The sequence below is a fragment of the Halomonas litopenaei genome (genome assembly GCF_003045775.1).
GTDB classification, from domain to species: Bacteria; Pseudomonadota; Gammaproteobacteria; order Pseudomonadales; family Halomonadaceae; genus Halomonas; species Halomonas litopenaei.
On record NZ_PXNS01000055.1, the window covers coordinates 1 to 374 of the forward strand.

The following is a 374-nucleotide window of genomic DNA, read 5'->3' on the forward strand; positions in this document are numbered from 1 at the left end:
AGACTTGATATCGCCTGGTGGCGAACAAGCATCTTGCTTAGAACTTGACGACTGTTTTACTCGAGATGAGAAATGGTGGAGCCTAGCGGGATCGAACCGCTGACCTCAACACTGCCAGTGTTGCGCTCTCCCAGCTGAGCTAAGGCCCCATATCGATTTGGGTTGTTGACTAGAACCAGCTGAGAAATGGTGGGTCTGGGCAGATTTGAACTGCCGACCTCACCCTTATCAGGGGTGCGCTCTAACCAACTGAGCTACAGACCCATTTGTCACGCTGGGTCTTAGCATTTAACCCAAACAGTCACTGCTCTTGCTTGATCAGGTAATTCATTGTGAGCACTTACCGACAGTCAGATGACGTGTCGTTTAAGGAG

2 tRNA genes are annotated in these 374 nt (G+C 50.3%); both read right to left on the reverse strand.

Features of this window, described 5'->3' with window-relative positions:
- Positions 1-73: 73 nt before the first annotated feature.
- Positions 74-149 (reverse strand) — tRNA-Ala (locus C6W88_RS21295).
- Positions 150-187: 38 nt separating this feature from the next.
- A tRNA-Ile gene (locus C6W88_RS21300) sits at positions 188-264 on the reverse strand.
- Positions 265-374: the final 110 nt, after the last annotated feature.